Consider the following 21954-nt stretch of genomic DNA (forward strand, 5'->3'; position numbering starts at 1 on the left):
AAAGGAAACGTTAAATTAATTAATAAAAAACAAAGCATTAATATCAATATTAACACTATGGATAAGAAACAGGAATCCTATGTCTACGACTCTAAAGAAGAAACCTTTATACCAAATACTCTATGTTCAAGTTATATTCGCCATTTTGCTGGGTATCGCCCTTGGTCATTTTTATCCTGATATTGGAACATCATTAAAACCATTAGGTGATGCATTCATTAAAATTGTGAAAATGATTATTGCACCGGTTATCTTTTTGACGGTAGTCACAGGGATAGCTGGAATGAATAATATAAAAAAGGTTGGAAATGTTGCAGCAAAATCAATGTTATATTTTTTAACATTTTCAACACTTGCATTAGTTATTGGGTTAATTATCGCCAATATTGTCCGCCCCGGCGATGGCTTAAATATCTCTCCTGATTCGTTAGACAGCAGCAAGGTTATTGGTTATGTGGAGAAAGCCCATGAATCATCCATTGTTGACTTTCTGATGAATATCATCCCTGAAACCGTTGTCAGCCCACTTGTGAATGGCAATATTCTTCAGGTTCTGTTTATTTCAGTTATTTTTGGTATCGCTTTAGCCGCTATAGGGAAAAAAGGGGAACCTGTTTTAGAATTTTTACAACACCTCTCAGAACCTATCTTTAAAATGGTAGGAATTTTAATGAAATTAGCACCAATTGGTGCATTTGGAGCAATGTCTTTTACCATAGGCAAATATGGTATTTCATCGATCGGCAATTTGATGATGTTAATTGTCACTTTTTATATTACATCATTGCTTTTTGTTCTTATTATATTGGGAGCAGTTGCTAAATATAATGGATTCTCTATTATTCAATTAATAAAATACATTAAAGACGAATTATTGTTGGTTTTAGGAACCTCATCCTCAGAGGCAGCATTACCTGGACTAATGAAGAAAATGGAAAATCTGGGTTGTGAGAAATCGGTTGTTGGTTTAGTTATTCCAACAGGTTACTCATTTAATCTTGATGGTACTAATATTTACATGACGATGGCAGCGTTGTTTATTGCCCAGGCAACCAACATTGAATTAAGTCTATATGAGCAAATTTCTTTATTATTAGTTGCAATGATAAGTTCAAAAGGCGCGGCAGGTGTGACAGGGGCAGGTTTTATTACGCTCGCTGCGACCTTATCTGTTGTTCCCAGCGTCCCCGTAGCAGGCATGGCGCTTATTTTGGGCATTGACAGATTTATGTCTGAATGCCGTGCATTAACAAATTTAGTTGGCAATGCTTGTGCCAGCATTGTTGTAGCCCGCTGGGAAAATGCTTTAGATAAAGAAAAAATGAATCAAATATTAAATGGTGATATGCAAAATTCAGTAGAAAAAATGCTAAATAAATAAGTTATATCACCTACAGTAAATAATAAAAATTTATATCCCCCAGCTATAAATGGGGGGTATGCCTTCACCCAAAACACCAAAAAATAAAAAATTCAGTTGAAAGATTCAATATAAATAAAAATTACAAAAAATATCTCATGGAAAATTATAATATATAACACACCGTTATTAATTTTAAGACAGATATCCCACCGGAAAAAGAAATCATATGCAATAAAGCAATTTTCCACGTTGTTATATTAACCATTAATATTTATATTTATTGATAGAGATCTTTTATATTTAAGTTCAATTTTGATAAAAATTAAGAATTAGTCTAATAATAAATTAGGCGTATTTTCCCTAACATACCAAAAACCAAAGTATTCGGAGAATATAATGAAAAAGTTACATGATATCGAAAAAGAATTTTTACCTTGTAAATCTTATCAGATGCTGATTAATGGCGAATGGGTTGATAGCGTTGCAAAAAATACAATGCAAAGCTACAACCCTGCAACAGGTGAATTGCTGACAGAATATGCTGCTGGGAATACAGAAGATGTTGAACTTGCCGTCAAAGCGGCCCAAAAAGCGCTGCCAGCCTGGCGCAAAACATCCGCGGCTGAAAGGCAATCTTTATTACTGAAAATCGCCGACTTACTGGAAGCCGAAGCTGAACGCTTTATTGTCCTTGAAACATTAGATGGTGGTAAAACTCAGGCTCTGTGTCGGCATTTCGATATCCCTTTTTCTGTTGATCATTTCCGCTATTTTGCCGGCGTTATTCGCGCTCATTCTGATACTACTGATGTCATCGATAATGACACACTAAGCTTAGTCATCAGAGAACCAATGGGTGTAATCGGACAAATTATTCCCTGGAATTTCCCGTTATTGATGGCTGCCTGGAAACTCGCACCTGCCCTTGCTGCCGGTAATACTATTGTTATCAATCCTGCAAGTCTGACCCCAATCACTCTGCTTGAGCTGGGGCGTATTATGAATCAGGTTCTGCCTGCGGGCGTTGTCAATATTGTTACAGGACGTGGCTCAGTGGTAGGCCAGGCAATCCTCGACCATAATGGTATTAACAAGGTCGCCTTTACCGGCTCGACAGAAGTCGGTTACAACGTTGCCGCAGCAGCGGCGAAAAGGCTCATTCCAGCAACGTTGGAATTAGGGGGTAAATCGGCCAACATCGTTTTCCCCGATGCCAATATGAAAAAGGCAATCAAATATGCAGCCAATGCAATTTTGCTGAACCAAGGGCAAGCCTGTGAATCCGGTGCCCGCCTGTTCCTGCATAAAGATATTCATGATGAATTTCTGAATTCACTGAAAACCGTGTTTGAATCCATCAAAGTGGGCGATCCTATGTTGGCAGAAACAGAAATGGGCTGCCAGGTCAGTGAAGAACAGATGAACACTATTTTAGGTTACATCGATCTGGCAAAACAGGAAGGTGCAACCATTTTGACTGGTGGAAAACGCATAACCGGAACAGGATATGATGATGGATTCTTTATCCAGCCGACAATCCTGACCAATGTCACCAATAAGATGCGGGTGGCACAGGAAGAAATTTTCGGGCCTGTGCTATGCGTTATTCCATTCAGCAACGAAGAAGAAGTCATCGAAATGGCTAATGATTCCGAATATGGCCTGGCAGGTGCTGTATGGACGCAGGATATTAACCGTGCCCTGCGCATCGCCAAAGCAATAAAAACAGGCCGTATGTGGATTAATACCTATCACGAATTGCCCGCCCATGCGCCTTTCGGCGGCTATAAAAAATCAGGGCTTGGACGCGAAACCCACAAAATGATGCTAGATGCTTACACAGAAGTAAAAAATATCTATATCAGCACCAAAGAGGATTAACATAATCGCCACCTGCAAAGGTGGCGTTTTCGATCATAGCTTATTTAACAGAGGGAATTACAACCAGAAGAACCAGGCAACCACAGAAATAATAGCAATACATACCACATTCAGCACTATGCCTACCCTAACCATTTCAATTTGTTTGATATAACCAGAGCCATAAACAATCGCGTTAGGTGGTGTTGCTACAGGTAACATAAATGCACAGGATGCGCCAATACCAATTATCAGGGTCAAAACCACGACCGGCATTCCCAGCGCTTCTGCAACTGTGGCAAAAATAGGTACAAGGAGTGCTGCGCTTGCAGTATTACTTGTAAATTCTGTCAGGAAGATAATAAATGCAGCAATCGCAACGATGATGACAAACCAAGAGCTGGTGCCGAAAGTCGCCGCCATGCCATTTGCCATAACTTCACTGGCACCAGAATTTTTTAAGACGGCACTCAATGTCAGGCCACCACCGAACAGCATCAACACACCCCATTCGGTGTTATTCTGAATCTGTGACCATGTTGATACACCAGTGATACCAATCAGGATGGCTGCGCTCACGGCAATAATCGTATCCAAATCTTTGACACCACCCAACGCATCACTAATGAATGAACTGAAAATCCAGCACACTACGGTTAACAGGAAAATCCCCATAGCAATAACACGTTTGCCATTCCATTCCAGATGCTCCAATTCCAGATCAAATTTGTGATTCAAATTTGGCCGCAGCATGATATACATCACTCCCACCATAACAGGCAGGAGAATAATGACCATTGGCACGCCGTATTTCATCCATGTAAAGAAATCCATACCCAATTGTGCAGCCGCGATAGCATTGGGTGGACTACCGACCAACGTCCCCAGGCCACCAATACTGGCGCTGTATGCAACACCAAGCAGCACAAAAACAAAAGTATTGCGCTCAGTACGTACATCCAGATTAGCCAGAATGCCAAGAATGAGTGGTAACATCATGGCAGCAGTTGCGGTGTTACTTATCCACATAGAAAGCAGAGCAGTAATACCAAATATCAGCAATACCGCCACAGATAAACGACCACGAGCAATCATCAGCAAGCGGTTAGCTATCAATCTGTCCAGGCCTTGGATATGCAGCGCCGTTGCCAGTGCAAAGCCACCGAAGAACAAAAAGATTATTGGATTTGCAAAAGATTTCAGTGCATCACCGGTATTCATCAATCCCAGACCAACCGCCAGAATAGGAATACACAGAGCTGTAATGGTGACATGAATGGCTTCTGTTAACCATAACACGCCAACAAATACCATTAATGCCAAGCCTGCATTTGCTTTTTCACCATAGGGTAAAAACTTAAGTAATGTCACAAGCAAAATGATGTCCAGCGCGAGAATAATTAAACCTCTTTTATTTGAGGGTGTAGGCCCAATCGCTGGTGTTAAAGATTCAGAAGCGTCCATGAAGACTCCATAAACAATGAAACATAACTTTGTAATGTAAAAAGAATAATTGATGAATCATTGCCACAAATGTTAAGGAATTACATTACATGTGAAATAATAAGGAGTATTAGCAAAGAAGAAAATACGGGTTGTATAATTTTGGGATCTGCTACGCGGGATTTGTCTGGTTACCGCATTATTGTTCAAAAAAAGAACTAAATTTCTGTTGTCATATCACACTTTCGTCCTGTAATAAGATAAGTAACCAGTATGAAAAATAAAATTTTCTTTCAATAAAAAGGCGAAAGAGAATATCCTCTTTCGCCAAAACATAAAAAATATTTATTTTTTAGCAGGAAAAACCGACAATTATGCCTGGCCTTTCACTTCTTTCAGACCGTTGAAAGGTGCACGATTACCCAGTGCTTCTTCGATACGGATCAACTGGTTGTATTTAGCAACGCGGTCAGAACGGCTCATAGAACCCGTTTTGATTTGACCTGCCGCAGTACCAACAGCCAGATCAGCAATCGTTGCATCTTCAGTTTCACCAGAACGGTGAGAGATGACCGCGGTGTAACCTGCCTCTTTTGCCATCTTGATTGCAGCCAGAGTTTCAGTCAAAGAACCGATCTGGTTGAACTTGATCAGGATGGAGTTTGCGATACCTTTTTCGATACCTTCTTTCAGGATCTTGGTGTTAGTTACGAACAGATCGTCGCCAACCAACTGGATTTTGTCACCCAATACTTTAGTCTGGTAAGCAAAACCTTCCCAATCAGATTCGTTCAGGCCATCTTCGATGGAAACGATTGGGTATTCTTTGGTCAGTCCTTCCAGATAGTGGGTGAACTCCTGAGAGGTGAAAGTTTTACCTTCGCCTTTCAGTTCATAGTTGCCCGTTTCTTCGTTATAGAATTCCGAAGCTGCACAGTCCATCGCCAGAGTAATGTCTTTACCCAGTACGTAACCCGCTTTCTCAACCGCTTCTTTGATTGCTGCCAGCGCTGCTGCGTTAGATTCCAGGTTTGGCGCATAGCCACCTTCATCACCCACCGCAGTATTCATACCTTTGGCTTTCAGCACTTTTGCCAGATTGTGGAATACTTCAGAACCCATACGTACAGCTTCTTTCAGCGTGCTTGCGCCAACTGGCTGGATCATGAATTCTTGGATATCGACGTTGTTATCTGCATGTTCACCACCGTTGATGATGTTCATCATTGGCAGAGGCATGGAGAATTTACCTGGAGTACCGTTCAACTCGGCGATGTGCTCGTATAGAGGCATACCTTTCGCGGCAGCGGCTGCTTTGGCGTTCGCGAGAGAAACAGCCAAAATCGCGTTAGCACCGAAGTTAGACTTGTTTTCAGTACCATCCAGCTCGATCATGATTTTGTCGATGTTAGTCTGATCTTTCGCATCCTGACCGATCAGAGCCTGTGCAATCGGGCCGTTAACCGCAGAAACTGCTTTCAGTACACCTTTACCCATAAAACGAGATTTATCGCCATCACGCAGTTCCAGCGCTTCACGAGAACCGGTTGATGCACCTGATGGCGCAGCAGCCAAGCCGACAAAGCCCCCTTCCAGGTGTACTTCTGCTTCTACCGTTGGGTTACCACGGGAGTCGATGATTTCACGGCCAAGCACTTTAACGATTTTGGACATTAGGTTTTCCTCAGTACAAGTTAAATTCAGGACAATAGATTGAAACTAAAAGCCATTCTCTTAAAAGCTGCTATCTTAAAACTATGACTTCAACAGTAATTTGCTTAATATCAATCCATTGCCCCATATCTTATTTCAACTGGTCTTTCTGATACTTGCCAGCAGCTTCGACGAAGCCAGCAAATAACGGATGACCATCGCGAGGCGTTGAAGTGAATTCTGGGTGGAACTGGCACGCCACGAACCACGGATGTGCGGGGTTCTCGATGATTTCCACCAATTTGTTGTCGATTGAACGGCCAGCAATACGCAAGCCTGCATCTTCAATACGTTTCAACAGTAAATTATTCACTTCATAACGATGGCGATGACGCTCAACGATGTCATTCTGACCATAAAGTTTATGTACCAGACTGTTTTCAGTCAGATGGCACAATTGGCCACCAACGCGCATCGTTCCGCCGAGATCGCTCCCTTCGCTACGTACTTCTACGTTGCCGTTCTCATCGCGCCATTCGGTGATCAGAGCAACAACCGGTAACTTACATTCAGGATCGAATTCAGTCGAGTTGGCCTCAACCATTCCCGCAACATTGCGAGCGAATTCAATCAGAGCCACCTGCATACCCAAGCAAATGCCCAAATATGGGATCTTGTTTTCACGTGCATAACGTGCGGTCATGATCTTGCCTTCAATACCACGGCCGCCGAAGCCACCTGGTACCAGAATCGCATCCAGACCTTTCAATACGTCAACACCACGCGTTTCAACATCCTGCGAATCGATCAGCTTGATGTTGACCGTCAGGCGATTTTTCAGCCCGCCGTGTTTCAGTGCTTCAATCACTGATTTATACGCATCTGGCAATTCAACGTATTTGCCCACCATCCCAATGGTAACTTCACCCGATGGATTGGCTTCTTCATAAATGACCTGTTCCCATTCAGACAGATCCGCTTCTGGGCATTCGAGGCTGAATCGTTTACAAATATAATCATCTAAGCCCTGAGATTTCAAGAGGGCTGGAATTTTATAAATGGAATCAACATCTTTTAAAGAGATAACCGCTTTCTCTGGTACGTTACAGAAAAGCGCAATTTTTGCCCGCTCATTGGCAGGAACGATGCGATCAGAACGGCAGATCAATACGTCCGGCTGAATACCAATTGACAGTAATTCTTTCACGGAATGCTGGGTCGGCTTAGTTTTCACTTCGCCCGCAGCGGCCATATAAGGCACCAGAGTCAGGTGCATGAACAGCGTATTTTCACGGCCTACTTCCACCGCCATCTGACGAATGGCTTCAAGGAATGGCAGGGATTCGATATCACCGACAGTCCCCCCGATTTCCACCAACACAACATCATGGCCTTCTGCACCACGGATGATGCGGTCTTTGATTTCATTGGTGATGTGAGGAATAACCTGAATGGTTGCACCCAAATAATCGCCACGGCGTTCTTTGCGCAGCACTTCAGAATAGACACGACCTGTCGTGAAGTTATTGCGGCGTGTCATTTTGGTTCGGATGAAACGTTCGTAATGACCTAAATCAAGATCAGTTTCAGCGCCATCTTCGGTAACGAAAACTTCCCCGTGTTGGGTTGGGCTCATTGTGCCTGGATCGACGTTGATATACGGGTCCAGTTTCATAATGGTGACATTGAGTCCACGGGCTTCGAGTATAGCCGCCAAAGAGGCTGCGGCAATGCCTTTACCCAGAGAGGATACGACCCCGCCGGTCACAAAAATATAATTAGTTTTCATGCTGAACCTGAAAGTTTAGGTTTAAAAGGATGATGAATATAACAGGACGGGAAAGCAGTATACCCTAACCTTAATTTCGCTACAAACCATCTAAATGGGATGAGGTGCCACATAAACAGTAACATCACGAAACAAATACCCTATTTTCCATTTAAATTCATTAAGTTAATGATGTGAAATTTTTTCACCCAGTTCAGATGATTTAGCCGTTTAAGCGACATCCTTTTCGCTATGGCCATGCCATCAGGTTTGTGATTGCTATACCTTCTGACTTTTCACTCGCTGCCACATCGCTTCCATTTCATCTAACGTAGCCGTTTCCAGTGATAAGCCTTTGTCGAGGATCAGTTTTTCGACATTACGGAAACGATTTTCGAATTTCTGGCAGGCTTTTTGTAGTGCTATCTCTGGCTTATGTCCCAAATGACGGGATAAATTAACCACTGAAAACAGTAAATCCCCCAGCTCTTCTTCCAATCTGTCTTCGTCAACCACCACCTGTTTCGCTTCGTCCATGACTTCATCAATTTCTTCATAGACTTTGTCCAGCACCGGGCCAATGGTATCCCAATCAAAACCGACCGAAGCACAGCGTTTCTGAATTTTATAAGCCTTCATCAGAGCGGGTAAACTGGCGGGAATATCATCCAGTACCGAATGCTGATCTTTCTCCGCCCTTTCTGCGGCCTTACGTTGTTCCCAACTGCCGATTGCCTCTTCGCTGCTGATACCCGCTTGTTGATTGAAGATATGAGGATGGCGACGCTCCAGTTTGTCACACACTGCCTCACAGATATCGCCAAAATCAAATTGTTGCTGCTCCTGAGCCATCTGAGCATAAAACACGATATGAAACAGCAGATCCCCCAGCTCTTCTTTTAGCGCACTAATATCATTGCGCTCAATCGCATCAAGCACTTCATAGGTTTCTTCCAATGTATAAGGGGCAATCGTAGCGGAGGTTTGTGCCTTGTCCCAAGGACAGCCATCCTGGGGATGGCGCAACTGCGCCATAATCCCCTTTAGTCGTTCAATAGAGTTCGGTTTCATCTTAATCCAGGCTTTATCAATTACCGTGCAAACGTCTGGCTTCAATCACATCAGACAACTGGTTGAGCTTCGCCAATACCCGCCCAAGCACTTGCAAGTTATAAATCTCAATGTTCATATCAATGGTGGCAAGTTGTTGCTTAACATCACTACGGCTGCTGACGCCCAACACATTAATTTTCTCATTAGCGAGGATGGTCGTGATATCACGCAATAATCCACTGCGGTCATTGGCAACAACACGCACCACAAGTGAATAGCCGCTGGAATAACTCTCCCCCCACACTGCATCGACTATCCGTTCCGGTGAACTGGCTTCGAGTTCCGCTAACTGATCACAATCAGCACGGTGGATGGAGATCCCGCGCCCGCGTGTGATAAATCCAATAATCTCATCACCAGGGATAGGCTGGCAGCAACGGGCAATGTGGTGCATTAAATTACCCACCCCTTCCACGACAATACGGCCATTATCTTTGCTGGTATTACGTGGTGTATAGGTTTTGTTCTCCAGGTTGCGAAGCGCTTCGCGATCTTCTTCTTCTGCCGTAATTTTATTGAATTTGCTTTGCAGAAAATTTACTAACTGGTGGATGCGGATATCACCGACACCAATGCCCGCTAATACTTCTTCCAACGAGTGGACGTTATAACGGGCAATCAGCTCCTTCTCTGCTTCCTTGACCGTGAGCCCCAAATGTGCCAACTCATTGTCCAGCATCTGGCGGCCGGCAATGACGTTTTTGTCACGATCTTGTTTACGGAACCAATTGTGGATTTTTGCGCGTCCACGGCTGGTCGTTACATAGCCAAGGTTCGGGTTCAACCAGTCACGGCTTGGATTAGGTTGTTTCTGGGTAATAATTTCAATCTGATCGCCCATCTGAAGCTGATAGCTGAATGGTACGATGCGCCCACCAATTTTTGCCCCAATGCAGCGATGGCCGACATCACTGTGAATATGATAAGCAAAATCCAATGGCGTGGAGCCAATTGGCAAATCAATAACATCCCCTTTTGGCGTAAAGACATAAACGCGATCATCAAATACCTGACTGCGCACTTCATCCAGCATTTCACCGCTATCCGCCATTTCCTCTTGCCATGCGATCAATTTCCGCAGCCATGCAATGCGGCTTTCATAACTGTCGGATTTACCCCCTCCAATCGCCGTGCCTTCTTTATATTTCCAATGTGCTGCTACGCCAAGTTCCGCATCATCATGCATCTGACGGGTACGGATCTGGATCTCAAGCGTTTTGCCATTTGGCCCCAAAACGACAGTATGAATAGACTGATAACCATTCGGTTTCGGATTGGCAACGTAATCGTCGAATTCATCCGGCAAATGACGATAGTGAGTATGCACTATCCCCAGCGCTGCGTAGCAATCCTGCAAACGTTCGACAACAATCCGCACAGCACGCACGTCAAACAATTCATCAAAGGAGAGGGCTTTTTTCTGCATTTTGCGCCAAATGCTGTAAATATGTTTCGGACGCCCGTATATTTCAGCCCGAACCCCTTCTTTCAGCATATATTTACGCACAGTGGTCACAAATTTCTCGATATACTGCTCACGATCAATTCGGCGCTCATGCAATAACTTGGCAATTTTCTTATATTCATCGGGATGTAAGTAACGGAAACAGAAATCTTCCAGCTCCCATTTTAGCTGCCCAATTCCCAGTCGATTGGCAAGAGGAGCATAGATATTGGAACACTCTTTGGCCGCCAGCACCCGCTCATCTTCACTGGCGTCTTTCACTTCCCGCAAATGGGCAATGCGTTCTGCCAGCTTGATAATCACACAACGAAAATCTTCCACCATCGCCAGCAGCATCCGGCGAACATTGTCAACCTGTACCGAACAAGTCGCATCGGTATGCGTGGCTTTCAGTTGGCGAATGGCATCCATTTCCAATACCCCATGCACCAGATTCGTGATGGCCTTGCCAAATGTTTCGGTCACGGTTTCGCTATCGAGTAGCCTGGCATTAAGGATGGGAAAAAGTAGCGCGGCACGCATACTGTCATTATCCATGCTCAATGTGGACAGGATCTCCACCATTTCCACACCGCGCCATAGCAACAGTTCCGCATTGGGGTGACCCTGGACTTTTTCGTGACAATATCGCCAGGTTTCGACCAACTTTTCACTGGATTGTGGGTTAGTAATGTTTAAACTCGCGATCCATTTATCGACCGCAAATTCACCTGCCGGCGTGAGATGCGCACTTCTTACCGCAACCATAATTTCTCCCTACTCGATCTACTCGATCACCATTGGCTCACTGCTAAACAGCGCCATGGACTCTAGATGGCCTGTGTGCGGAAACATATCCAGCATCCGTACACTGACAAGATGATAACCCGCCTCCAACAAGACCTTGCTGTCCCGCGCGAGTGTGGTGGGGTTACAGGAAACGTAAACCACTTTTTCGGGGGCCAATTTTACAATATGTGGCATAACACCCGCCGCACCCGCGCGGGCGGGATCCAGCAACACTTTATTGAACCCTTGTGCTGCCCAAGGCTGCTGGTGAATATCTGATTCCAGATTTTCATGAAAAAAATCGACGTTATTAAGTTTATTGAGTCGGGCGTTATATTGCCCACTTGCCACCAGCTCAGCAACCCCTTCTACACCTACGGTTGCCTGTACTTGAGTGGCGATCGGCAAGGTAAAGTTCCCCATGCCGCAAAACAGATCCAATACTCTGTCAGTTGGTTGTAAATCCAGCCATGCCAATGCCTGTGATACCATTTGTTGGTTAACCACATCATTTACCTGAATAAAATCTTGTGGGCTGAACACCAGTTTCAATCCATTCACCTGATACCACGGTGCTGTTTGCCCTTCCATTAACGGCTCAAGGGATTTTTCATCACCCAGCAGATAAATCGCGACATGGTACTGCACCGAAAAGAGGCGCAGTGTTTCCTTATCTTCGGGCTTAAGGGGATCAAGATGGCGCAACACGACTAATGGACCACTATCAGCCAAGACCATTTCCACGTGCCCTAATCGTTTTACTGCATACAGGCTATTCAGGCACTGGGACAACGGCTGCAATAATTGTTCCAATTCAGGACGCATAACCGAACAATGTTTAATATGCACCAAATCGTTGGATTGGCTCTGGCGAAACCCCATCAATAATGTACGTTGCCTGGCGTGGTATTGCAGACCGAGCCTGGCTCTGCGCCGATAGCCATATTCTGGGCTGCGAATAATGGGATGAGCACTGATGCTAATGCCTGTTTCCCGCTGGATCAGGTGTTCCAGTACACTGGCCTTAGTTTTAACTTGCAACTCAGTGGCAACATGCTGTTGCTGGCATCCACCGCACACCTTGAAGTGCGGGCAACGAGGTGTAACGCGATGCGGGCTATCTGATAGCCTTTTCACGACCTTAGCTTTAGCAAATTGGCGTTTTTCTTCTGTCAGTTGGATTTGTGCCTGCTCATCTGGCAATAATCCTGCAATAAAGATGGTTTTTCCCTGATGGCGAGCAATGCCTTGCCCTTGTGCATCAAGGTTATCTGCGGTAACGGAAATAATGCCTCGGTTTACGGAGCGACGATTTGGGGAGTAAAATTGCACCATGATTCTGACTGACTTTGAAAAATTGAGTTCTGATTTTCCCACAATGGACGCCTATGACCAAATATAGCCTACGCACCCGTATGATGAGCCTGATATTGGTTCCTGTTTTACTGGTCGGAACGCTTGTGAGTATATCATTTATCTCATATCGCTATTACGAGTTGAAGAGCCTGATAGTCCGCAGTGGGATCAGCATTATTGAACCCTTATCCATTGCCAGCGAGGTTGGCATTAATCTGGATAATTGCCAGCAGGTTGATTCATTAATAAACAGCCTGCATCGCCGAAACTCTGAGATTGTCAGGGCAATTGCGATCTTTGATAAGCATAACAAGTTATTCGATATTTCGAATGACAAGTATGATGTCAATCGCTTGCGGCTCACTGCCAACGAAGCCATGCCGACAACCTTGGCCAAAACGGAATACGGCAACAGTATCATCCTGAAGATGCCCATTATCTCAGGCAACTCTTCTTCTAATCCCTGGAACACATCCACCAGCGATACGCCGCCGATTGGCTATATCGCCATTGATTTGGACTTACGCGTTGCCCAGCTCCAGCAATACAAAGAGATTGCCACCTCCATCATTCTGCTGATTTTGTGCCTTGGAGGCACAGCCTTATTTGCCCATGTGCTGGTGCGCAAAGTTACCCAGCCCCTCAACTGCATGGTTAAAGCCGTCGATCGCATCCGTCAAGGGCAACTGAACAGCCGTGTGACAGGGGCTATGCCTGGGGAATTAGCCGCGCTCCAAAATGGCATTAATACCGTGGCAGAATCGCTCTCGCAATATAAAGATGAGATGCAACTTCATATTGATCAAGCTACTTCCGACCTACAAATTACGATGGAGCAGTTAGAAATCCAGAATGTTGAACTGACTATCGCTAAAAAACGCGCACAAGAGGCGGTCAGGATCAAAACCGAATTTCTGGCCAATATGTCCCATGAATTACGCACCCCGCTTAATGGGGTCATTGGCTTCACCCGCCAGATGTTGAAAACCCCCATTACACCACAACAGATGGAGTATCTGTATGTCATTGACAGATCGGCTAATAACCTGCTGAAAATCATTAATGACATTCTGGACTTCTCACGGCTGGAATCCAATAAACTGGTATTGGATCAAGTGCCTTTTCTATTAAGGGATACTGTCAATGAAGTTATTGAACTGCTAACGCCTGCTGCCAACGCGAAAAATCTTCCCCTGCATCACCATATTGATGAAAAATTACCTAATCTGATGATTGGTGATCCCATTCGCTTACAGCAAATACTGACTAACCTGATTGGCAATGCCATTAAATTCACGGATAAAGGCCGCGTGATGCTGGATATCACATTACGCCAGCAACACCACCATCTTATACAGATCGATTTTACTGTGACTGATACAGGTATCGGTATTAAACCAGAATACCGCCCGATTCTGTTCCAGGCCTTCAATCAAGCAGATGCCAGCATTACCCGCCATTACGGGGGAACCGGACTGGGATTGAGTATCACTAAGCGATTGGTCAGTGAAATGAAAGGAGACATTGACTTTACCAGTGAAGTCGCTAAAGGGACGGTATTTTACTTTGATATCTGGCTGGAAAAAGATGAATATTCATTCGGATCATTGCCAGAGTATCTGCCAATCTATCCGGCATCATCGCGTTTACCCATGACCGTTATGGCCGTGGATGATAATCCCGCTAACCTGAAATTGATCGGCACACTGCTCAATGAACTCGTTGAGAATGCCTTGCTGTGCAGTAATGGCATGGAGGCACTGGAAATAGCAAAACAACATGCGCTGGATCTGATTCTGATGGATATTCAGATGGCGGATATGGATGGTATCCAAACCTCTAAGCAAATCCAACAACTCCCCCAACATCAGGAGACACCGATTGTGGCTGTTACGGCCTTTGCCTGCCACGAGGCAAAGAATGCCCCGTTTATTGACTGTCTTTCTAAACCCCTGGATGAAAACTGTCTGAAAACATTGCTGAACCAATACTGCCAGCAGAAAAAACCACAAGCCATTGATTGGGAGATAGCGTTACAGCAAACTGCCGGCAAAGCATCATTGGCGCGGGAGATGCTAGAAATGCTGGTAAAATCATTGCCCGACATGAAGAGCATGATTAAACAGGCTTTAACCGCCGATGGTGAGGCTATCCGCAAACACTTTCAGCATCATGTCCACCAACTGCACGGCAGTTGCTGCTACAACGGTGTGCCTAAACTGAAAGCAATTTGCGAACTGGTTGAAAAACAACTGCACCAAGGGGTTGCCCTGGCCGATCTGGAACCAGAATTACTGGAATTCATCGACGAGATCAATCATGTCATGGCAGCCGCTCCCGCTATACTTGAGGCTACTATGCCACTCGAACCCGTTACTTTGTGACCATAAACTTACGATATTCTTCGTAAGCATAATTATCCGTCATGCCACTGATATAGTCCTGAATAAGACGTGCCCGATAATAAAACTCAATCACCTCTTTTTCAGCCTCATCAGTGGCAACAATGCCTTCCACGGCCTCACCATAAGCTAAACGATGCTTGGTCGAAAGTTTGTGCAACAAGCGTGTTTCAATAAAATATTGTTTGTGGAAATTATTTTGGTTCAGTTCCATAAAATCCTGACGAGGTAACTCCAGCAAAGGGCTATATACATCCAGCAATCCGGTAATAATTCGGTATCCCTGTAACTCCAATTCTTCCACTTCAGGATGATTGAAAACCCGTTTACGGGTGACATTCTTTAAGGTTTTCAACAAACGATGCTCTTCCCCATTTCCTTCCAACAGGGCGTGATTAAATGTACCTGCATAAATTTCAGGCAAGTGTTCAATAAACAATTTGGCGGTATAAGGCACCAATTTACCGGTAATAAACACCCGTAAATACATGAAAAATTGTTCGTGGATATTACGACGAGCTTCGTTATTGGTGGTTTTCTTGTAGGCTTGTATCACCGTAGATTCGAACAAATCACCCTTCTGGTATCCTCCGTTTTCTTCCCACTCTTTTTTCAGGTATTCCACCAGTTGTTCGACGTTAAAAATGCCCTTTTCAACCGCATCATCTAAATCGGCAATGCAATATGAAATATCATCTGCGGCCTCCATAATGTATGTCAGCGGAAAGCGACAGAATTCCCCCATTTGCAGTTCTTTTTTCAATTCACGGATAAAGCTCTCTTCTGACCAGTAGTAACCTATTTTTTTCATCAGGTAACTGAATGCAGCAGGGGTTTCTTCCAGACGATAGGCCGGACAGGTATATTTCAATATGCAGCCGATCTGGGCATAAGTGAGATTCAAACGCAGCAGATTATGTGCCAGACGGATAGCCTGGGCATTACCTTCAAACTGACATAAATCTCTGCGCAATTGCCGACGGAAGAGATCTTTCTTTTCTTCTCCCGTCAGGCGCAATGCCGCGACCTTACAAGCATCCAGCCTATGCTCCATTTTCGGCAAATGGGGTGAATCGTCAGGATCTAATCGGCGGGAGAACCAATCTTTAATCGCTGCCTCGCCAAAATGGCCAAATGGGGGATTGCCAATATCGTGCATCAGGCAAGCCATCTCAATCAGGCTTTCAAAAGCAAGTAGACGATCATTCAACCCATATTTTTCCAATAAGTTCTGCTTTGCCAGCTCCGCGATAATCGTTTTTGATATATAGCGTCCTATTTGCTGCACTTCGAGCGAATGCGTCAGCCGGCTGCGTACAGCCGCATTGCGTTCTAATGGAAATACCTGTGTTTTCTGTTGCAACCGCCGAATCGCGGCTGAGTTGATGATCCGCCCACGATCACTTTCAAATTGGCGAATCACTTGCTCTTCATCATCGGGATGAATGGAAGATTTACTGAACTTACGTTGGTAATTCAACTTCTGCTTGAAATCAATATTAGACATTAATCCCCCATGCTAAATGAAACGATTATTTAGAACCGGAATCTGCGGTAAATAGCTATTCAATGATACACTCGCCGATTAAATCAGCCTGTAAATATAGGCATCAATCCATGAATAACAAGCGAGTATGACACAATGAAAATAGGTGTAATAGGTGCAATGGAACAAGAAGTGACTTTATTGCGTGACCAGATTGAAGGTCTGCAAACCTTGTCACGAGGTGGATGCGAAATTTATACCGGCAAACTGAATGGCGTTGATATCGCCTTGTTGAAATCGGGTATTGGTAAAGTTTCCTCCGCACTTGGCACCACCTTATTAATTGAGCATTGTCAGCCAGATATCGTGATTAACACGGGTTCAGCCGGTGGCCTTGACCCTAAACTGAAAGTGGGAGATATCGTGGTTTCCGAAGAAGTTCGCTACCATGACGCCGATCTTACCGCTTTCGGCTATGAAGCGGGACAAATGGCGCAATGCCCAGCCGCGTTTATTGCTGACGATAAATTGATCGCCTTGGCGGAAAAATGTATTCAGTCTCTTGATCTGAATGCCGTTCGGGGTCTGGTTTGCAGCGGTGATGCCTTTATCAATGGTTCAGAGCCATTGGCTCGCATTCGTTCTACTTTCCCGAAAGTGGCTGCGGTTGAAATGGAGGCGGCCGCCATTGGTCATGTTTGCTATCAATATAATATTCCCTTTGTTGTCGTCCGTGCGATTTCTGACGTTGCCGATCAAGAGTCCCATATCAGTTTTGATGAATTTTTGGTGGTCGCGGCGCGTGAATCGACACGGATGGTCAATGCCATGCTGACCGAACTGAGTAAACAGTAGTCCATATGTAAAGTGGAGCATCGATAATGCAATCATGGTTGAAAATAATTTCCCATCGATCCATTTGGCTGGCATTCTTATTCTTTTTGTATAGCTTTTGGTCTGGTTTCAGTGCTCCACTTTATGCGGCAGCGTCCCGTGTTATTAGCCTTGCCCCATCAACGACAGAGCTGGCCTATGCTGCGGGGCTGGGCGACCAGCTTATCGCTGTTAGCGCTTACTCTGATTATCCCGCAGCAGCCAAAAAGTTAGAACAAGTTGCTGATTGGCAAGGCGTCAATGTTGAACGGATCATCGCCCTGAAACCTGACCTGATTCTGGCATGGCGTGGCGGTAATCCCCAACGTCCTTTGGAACAACTCGCAGCTTTCGGCATCCCCATTTTTTATTCGGATGTGAAAAAAGTAGAAGATGTTGCGTCAGAACTGGAACGACTGGCTGCCTATAGCCCACACCCCGATATGGCTAAGCAATCAGCCACCGATATTCGCGCTAAGTTCAATCAATTAAAACAAAAGTATGCCAATCTGAACCCTAAGCCCGTGTTCTTGCAGTTTGGCACGCATCCGATTTTTACTTCCTCTAGCCATACCCTCCAAAGTGAAATTGTCTCCGTATGTGGCGGTAAAAATATTTTCGCTGATAGCCCCATTCCGTGGCCGCAGGTTAACCGTGAGCAAGTACTTACCCGCAAACCGGAAGTGATCATCATCGGCGGAACGGAAGAGCAAAAACAGCAGGTTGCCGATTTTTGGCGGCCACAAATGAATGTCGCTATTATCGCCCTGAACGATGACTGGTTTAGCCGTGCAGGACCGAGGGTTATTTTAGCGGCAGAACAGCTTTGTCAGCAGTTGAATCGTCCTAACTAAAATAATCTATCTTTTTATCTCAGTGTGTTTTTTCAGCACGCCATGAGCATTGGCGCCAGATGCGGTGACAAGGAAGCAGATAATTACCGCATCTCTTGTGCAATCGTTCTTGATCGCTTGATTCAGGCTATTTGTAGTGATCAAGAAATTCCGGACACATTTCTGGCCTCTTCCCACTGCCTTTCGTATTCAGCAGGAGAAATTCTCCCATTAAAACTATGAGGACGGATGTATTTCAGCGGGTGAATCTATGCGTTTTCATGCCAATTGTTGCCATGCTTACGCTAACTCAGGTGAAAACCCCGTTGTTATCCATAATCTTATTCACTATCCGCATCATTCAAAATAGCCATCGTGGAAACGATGGGATTATTGGGATTATTGGGATTATTGGGATTATTGGGATTATTGGGATTATTGGGGGAGGTTACTTTCATTTCTCGCAAATAGCCTCCTGTTTGGGAGGCTATTTATTACAATCATTGATTACAACAGTGAGTTTTCCAATCAGACACTGAAAGAAGAGCCACAACCACAAGTGGTTTTTGCATTCGGATTGGAAACAACAAAACGGGAACCTTCCAACCCTTCGGTATAATCCACACAAGCGCCTACCAGATATTGCAGACTCATGGGGTCAATAACCAATTCAACCCCTTGTTTCTGAATGGTCATATCACCTTCGTTAATTTGGTCATCGAAAGTGAAACCATACTGGAAGCCGCTACAACCACCACCGGTAATGTAAACCCGCAGGCGCAAGTTCGGGTTATCTTCATCAGCAACCAGTACTTTGACTTTATTGGCTGCGGCATCAGTAAACTGCAAAGGCAATGCAGCATCATCGCTCATATTTTTACTCCAGTCCGGTTCTCCGGTAAAAATTCTCGGAAAGTTATTTTATGCTTTCTGATCAGTTAGCCGAGATTATCCAATACCTGACTGATTCGTTCAAGTTTTGTCACATGAACGCCGTAATCCGAATGATGAGAAGATATGATAATTTGGCTTCCCTATCGGGGTAATTTAGAATGGAATTCCCATATCCCGCTATTTTTCAGGAGCTTTTATTAATGAGCCAGTCCGAAACACTTTACTCTCAGGCAAAACATGTGATCCCTGGTGGCGTCAATTCACCTGTACGTGCTTTTAACGGTGTTGGTGGGACACCTGTTTTTATTCAACGTGCTAATGGCGCTTATCTTTATGATGTTGATGGTAATGCCTATATCGATTATGTCGGTTCATGGGGACCAATGGTTCTTGGGCATAACCATCCGGCTATCCGCAACGCCGTTATTGAGGCTGCGGAACGTGGTTTAAGTTTTGGCGCACCAACCGCCGCCGAAGTGGAAATGGCAAAACTGGTCACTGAACTGGTGCCTTCCATGGATATGGTTCGTATGGTGAATTCAGGTACAGAAGCCACCATGAGCGCCATTCGTCTGGCTCGTGGTTATACCCAACGTGACAAAATCATTAAATTCGAAGGTTGCTATCACGGCCATGCCGATTGCTTACTGGTCAAAGCGGGATCGGGTGCCCTGACTATCGGTCAGCCAAACTCTCCAGGCGTACCCGCTGATTTCGCTAAACACACCCTGACTTGTGTTTATAATGATCTGAACTCTGTCCGTGAAGCCTTCGAAAAATACCCAGCAGAAATCGCCTGTATTATCGTCGAGCCTGTCGCAGGTAATATGAACTGCATTCCACCGTTACCAGAATTCCTGCCGGGTCTGCGTAAGCTGTGTGATGAATTTGGTGCGCTGCTAATCATTGACGAAGTGATGACCGGTTTTCGTGTCGCACTAGGTGGTGCGCAAGAATATTACGATGTTAAGCCAGATTTGACATCCCTTGGCAAAATCATCGGCGGCGGTATGCCTGTAGGTGCTTTTGGTGGCCGTCTGGAAATCATGGAAAAACTGGCTCCAACTGGCCCGGTTTATCAGGCCGGAACCCTTTCGGGCAACCCCATCGCGATGGCGGCTGGCCTTGCCTGCCTGAAAGAAGTGGCTCAGGTTGGTGTTCATCAACGCTTGAGCGAACTGACCGACAAACTGGCGGCTGGTTTAAAAAGTGCGGCATCAGCAGCCGGCATCCCGCTGGTAGTAAACCACGTTGGCGGCATGTTCGGTATCTTCTTTACTGATGCGGAAAGCGTTACCTGTTATCAGGATGTCATGAAGTGTGATGTAGAACGTTTCAAGCAGTTCTTCCACTTGATGCTGGATGAAGGTATCTATCTGGCTCCTTCTGCGTTTGAAGCAGGCTTTATGTCCATCGCTCATTCAGAGGAAGATATCCAACGTACTGTTGATGCGGCGGCACGTTGTTTTGCAAAACTGAAATAAAATATTCAACTTCCATTCAACTTCTCGGAAATCTCAGACGTCACTGTTTTCCATTTCAATGGCGTCTGGATAAATAGCCCGTATCGCCTGAATAGCTGACATCACCGCCAACATAGTTCGGGCGCCACCACAAAGAAAGATGAAACCATCAGAAAAAACCGAGGAAGACTCTCGACCAAAATCCATTTAAATACCGTCATTGAGTGGGAAATGCATTTGCCAGAATTAAACATTTTCGTGCAATAGAGAATAATCAATCAAATGCCTGCCCACCCTATGCTCATAGGATATTAAATAATCTGAATAAATATTCACATTTTTCTTCATATAACCTTTCTTTTTCCTCCAGATGTCTTACATAGCTATTCCATACAGGTTGATTTAAACCTTCCCAAGGTGGGAAAGTGGGTCTGCCATTCTCCCAGAATTGTACCTTTTTAATAACTTTGGGGTGGTTTCTGTGTCTGAAAATCCATCTTAATTCTTTCCCAGTTATATTTTTATCATCTTTTTTAGCTATCCGTTTAATATCTATACCATCAAGTATAAAATGTACATGTATATCCTGAGTTAACTCACTATTGCTTGTATTTACCCATGATAATCCTCCCTTACATTTTCTCCCAATAATTGATATATTATATTTCCTATGCCTTTCAGTTACATTTCGATATTTATTATCATTTCTTAGATGTGTAAAGAAATCTTTTTCATATTTTTTGTAATCATTAATATTAGCATTAACGAATTTGTGTTTTGCTTCAAATTTTTTTATCATATCCAGATGATCATTTTTTTCTTCCAAATCGTCGTAACGTTTTTTTTTGAGACATTTCTCCAAACGATTCTTATGTTCTAATTCCGCAGGAATTAAGTAATCATCAATTACGATTGGTGGGCAACGGTTTTCATTAAAGTGATCTTTAGCATCTCTAAAGTGGGGGTTTTTATCAAAATAATTGATTCTAGCCTCACTTAAACCATATATTAAATCACCTGCTTTAAATTTTTCTATGAAAGGAGGATGGAATGGCATATTTCTATTCTCTTTTAATTTAAATTAGTTTCATTATAATCACAAGTTTTTTAAAGATATGTATCTTATTTATATAGTTATTTAAATAAAATACAAAATGGATAAAAATAAGTAATTATCATACCTCAGGCACCGAGTTTTTTCTTAAGCAGTATTC

At 44.2% G+C, this 21954-nt stretch carries 15 protein-coding genes and 1 pseudogene; 7 read left to right on the top strand and 9 right to left on the bottom strand.

All coding sequences use genetic code 11. From position 1 onward, the window contains the following. Window positions 1–79 precede the first annotated feature (79 nt). Window positions 80–1381: a dicarboxylate/amino acid:cation symporter gene (locus Xedl_RS39065; RefSeq protein ID WP_074022975.1), complete on the top strand. Its 1302-nt coding sequence runs from the start codon at window positions 80–82 to the stop codon at window positions 1379–1381. Window positions 1382–1759: 378 nt separating this feature from the next. Next, window positions 1760–3244: an aldehyde dehydrogenase family protein gene (locus Xedl_RS39060; protein ID WP_074022974.1), complete on the top strand. Its 1485-nt coding sequence runs from the start codon at window positions 1760–1762 to the stop codon at window positions 3242–3244. Between the two features lie 57 nt (window positions 3245–3301). Here the strand turns inward: Xedl_RS39060 and Xedl_RS39055 are convergent, their stop codons facing one another. From Xedl_RS39055 to rlmD, 6 genes are all read right to left on the bottom strand, one after another. Beyond that, a complete protein-coding gene (locus tag Xedl_RS39055; RefSeq protein WP_074022973.1) occupies window positions 3302–4687 on the bottom strand; it encodes an SLC13 family permease in 1386 nt (461 codons plus the stop codon). Window positions 4688–5038: 351 nt separating this feature from the next. Continuing rightward, window positions 5039–6340: a phosphopyruvate hydratase gene (gene eno / locus Xedl_RS39050; protein WP_074022972.1), complete on the bottom strand. Its 1302-nt coding sequence runs from the start codon at window positions 6338–6340 to the stop codon at window positions 5039–5041. Between the two features lie 130 nt (window positions 6341–6470). Next, window positions 6471–8108: a glutamine hydrolyzing CTP synthase gene (gene pyrG / locus Xedl_RS39045; protein WP_074022971.1), complete on the bottom strand. Its 1638-nt coding sequence runs from the start codon at window positions 8106–8108 to the stop codon at window positions 6471–6473. Window positions 8109–8366: 258 nt separating this feature from the next. Then, on the bottom strand, window positions 8367–9158 hold the full coding sequence (gene mazG, locus Xedl_RS39040) for a nucleoside triphosphate pyrophosphohydrolase (protein WP_074022970.1): 792 nt from the start codon (window positions 9156–9158) through the stop codon (window positions 8367–8369). Window positions 9159–9174: 16 nt separating this feature from the next. After that, a complete protein-coding gene (gene relA / locus Xedl_RS39035; RefSeq protein ID WP_074022969.1) occupies window positions 9175–11412 on the bottom strand; it encodes a GTP diphosphokinase in 2238 nt (745 codons plus the stop codon). A gap of 18 nt (window positions 11413–11430) precedes the next feature. Then, entirely contained in the window at window positions 11431–12768 is a 1338-nt protein-coding gene (gene rlmD / locus Xedl_RS39030; RefSeq protein ID WP_074023063.1) for a 23S rRNA (uracil(1939)-C(5))-methyltransferase RlmD, read from the bottom strand. A 53-nt stretch (window positions 12769–12821) separates the two neighbouring features. Between rlmD and Xedl_RS39025 the strand changes: the two genes are divergently transcribed. Continuing rightward, complete coding sequence (locus tag Xedl_RS39025; RefSeq protein WP_074022968.1) at window positions 12822–15173, top strand: ATP-binding protein; 2352 nt, start codon at window positions 12822–12824, stop codon at window positions 15171–15173. Here Xedl_RS39025 and dgt read toward each other — a convergent pair. Beyond that, window positions 15163–16698, bottom strand: coding sequence for a dGTPase (gene dgt / locus Xedl_RS39020; protein ID WP_074022967.1), 1536 nt, complete (start codon window positions 16696–16698; stop codon window positions 15163–15165). The two genes, Xedl_RS39025 and dgt, sit on opposite strands and share 11 nt — an antisense overlap. Window positions 16699–16833: 135 nt before the next feature. On the opposite strand from dgt, the gene mtnN reads away from it, so the two are divergent. Continuing rightward, window positions 16834–17532: a 5'-methylthioadenosine/S-adenosylhomocysteine nucleosidase gene (mtnN, locus tag Xedl_RS39015; protein WP_074022966.1), complete on the top strand. Its 699-nt coding sequence runs from the start codon at window positions 16834–16836 to the stop codon at window positions 17530–17532. 26 nt (window positions 17533–17558) lie between these two features. Beyond that, window positions 17559–18404 carry a vitamin B12 ABC transporter substrate-binding protein BtuF gene (gene btuF, locus Xedl_RS39010; protein WP_083600281.1) on the top strand — a complete coding sequence of 282 codons (846 nt, stop codon included), beginning with the start codon at window positions 17559–17561 and terminating at the stop codon, window positions 18402–18404. A gap of 507 nt (window positions 18405–18911) precedes the next feature. Here btuF and erpA read toward each other — a convergent pair. Then, window positions 18912–19256: an iron-sulfur cluster insertion protein ErpA gene (gene erpA, locus Xedl_RS39005; protein WP_074022964.1), complete on the bottom strand. Its 345-nt coding sequence runs from the start codon at window positions 19254–19256 to the stop codon at window positions 18912–18914. 221 nt (window positions 19257–19477) lie between these two features. On the opposite strand from erpA, the gene hemL reads away from it, so the two are divergent. After that, window positions 19478–20761, top strand: coding sequence for a glutamate-1-semialdehyde 2,1-aminomutase (hemL, locus tag Xedl_RS39000; protein WP_074023061.1), 1284 nt, complete (start codon window positions 19478–19480; stop codon window positions 20759–20761). 108 nt (window positions 20762–20869) lie between these two features. Further along, a pseudogene (locus Xedl_RS38995) lies at window positions 20870–20950 on the top strand (IS5/IS1182 family transposase); the annotation flags it as partial. Between the two features lie 91 nt (window positions 20951–21041). Here the strand turns inward: Xedl_RS38995 and Xedl_RS38990 are convergent. Continuing rightward, entirely contained in the window at window positions 21042–21797 is a 756-nt protein-coding gene (locus Xedl_RS38990; RefSeq protein WP_074022963.1) for a hypothetical protein, read from the bottom strand. Window positions 21798–21954 lie beyond the last annotated feature (157 nt).

It is taken from the genome of Xenorhabdus eapokensis (genome assembly GCF_001908105.1).